This is a genomic window from Variovorax sp. P4_D9, from assembly GCF_056401695.1.
This window is the reverse complement of record NZ_JBFUIU010001371.1, coordinates 1-1,564: the sequence shown is the minus strand read 5'-3', so window position 1 is coordinate 1,564 and position 1,564 is coordinate 1. Positions and strand designations below refer to the sequence as shown.

Annotated in this window: 2 protein-coding genes and 1 pseudogene; all 3 read left to right on the top strand. The window is 66.4% G+C overall.

Annotated features, from left to right (window positions below; all coding sequences use genetic code 11):
- A partial coding sequence (locus AC1DY5_RS55075) for a CinA family protein (RefSeq protein WP_478122605.1) occupies positions 1-282 on the top strand: 282 nt, incomplete at its 5' end.
- A 120-nt stretch (positions 283-402) separates the two neighbouring features.
- A complete protein-coding gene (locus tag AC1DY5_RS55070; RefSeq protein WP_478122604.1) occupies positions 403-540 on the top strand; it encodes a hypothetical protein in 138 nt (45 codons plus the stop codon).
- 169 nt (positions 541-709) lie between these two features.
- Positions 710-1,564 (top strand): annotated as a pseudogene (locus AC1DY5_RS55065) (Na+/H+ antiporter NhaC family protein); the annotation flags it as partial.

The window sequence follows — 1,564 nt, the reverse complement described above, 5'->3', positions numbered from 1 at the left end:
CGCGGGGAGACCGAGCCCTACGCCGCCCTTGTCGCGACCCGGATCCGGACGCAATTGCGCGCCACCTGGGGGATTGCCGAAAGCGGGGCGGCCGGACCCTCGGGCAGCCCTTATGGCGATGCGCCGGGCCATGTGTGCGTCGCGGTCGCCGGCGCGCTGACGCGGATGCAGACCATCGAGACCGGCGAAGGCGAGCGGGCGCTGAACATGGACTTGTTCGCGCGACAACTCCTTGCGCTGTTCGACGAGGTTCTGCAGGCGCCGGACGCGCCCCGGAAATAGGGTGAACAGGCCCTGGGACCGCGCGATTTGTCAAGGCGGGCGCGTTCCGAGTGTTCGAGTTGCCGGGCCGCGAGTCTGTGTTTAATCGGTGACGAGAGGCAAGGACAAGGTCCGTCGGACATGCATCGGCCCGAACAAGCAGAACCGGTCACGCTGACCGAAGCGATCATCCCGATCGCCGTGCTTGTCTTGCTGGTGGGCCTGTCCTATTTCCTGTTCGGCGACGCCGGCGCGGGCGGGTCGAACCGGTGGCCCTGACCGTTTCCACCATGATCGCTGTCTTCGTGGGCTGGCGCCGCGGACACACGCTCGCGTGCTGGGCGATGCGGCATCGGCCAGCGTCAGTTCCGGCATCGGTGCGATCTTCATCCTGTTCGCTGTCGACGCCCCGGTCGGCACCTGGGCGCTCAGCTGAACGATCGGGGCGATGGTCTACTACGGGCTCCAGATCCTGAGTCCGAACTTCTTCTACTTCACGGCGGCGGCCTTGTGCGCCGTCGTCTCGTTCAGCATCGGAACCTCGTGGACGGTCGCCGGGACCATCGGCATCGGCCTGATGGGGATTGCGCAGAACATGGGACTCAACCCGGCCATCGCGGCCGGCGCCGTGATATCGGGCGCGTATTTCGGCGACAAGTGCTCGCCGATCTCGAACTCGCCGACACTCGCCTCCGCCGCCTCCGGGGTCGACCTGTACGTGCACATCAAGGAAACCCTGCTGCTGTCGATCGTCGGCATGGCGATCACGTTGGCGGTGTTCTTCTTGCTGGGGCGCCCCGGCGAATTCGACGCCAGCCAGCAGGTCGCGCCGATGGGGAGCACCTTCCACATCTCGCCCTGGCTGTTCCTGCCGCTGGCCCTGGTCATCGGCCTGGCGGTGTTCAAATTCCCGCCTTTCACGTCGATCTTCCTCGGCGCCGTGGCAGGCGGCCTGCTTGCGGTGTTCTTCGCGCCCGATCGGGTCCTCGCGTTTGCCGCTGCGGAAGACTAAATTCCGCGCTGGCTGGCACTGCTCAAGGGGGTCTGGCTCGCGATGGGAGGCAGCTATCGGGCTTCGACCGGCTATCCGGCCATTGACATGCTGGTGTCGCGCGGCGGCATGGAAAGCATGCTCGACACCATCTGGCTGATCATCACTGCGCTGGCCTTCGGCGGCGTGATCGAGAATTGCGCCGCGATCCGAAAGGCCTGCAGCCCGATCACGACGCAGGCGATGGCCATCACCGTGCGGCCGATCCGTGCGCCGGCATCGATCAGCGAGCTCGCACTGCGGGTGCCCGGA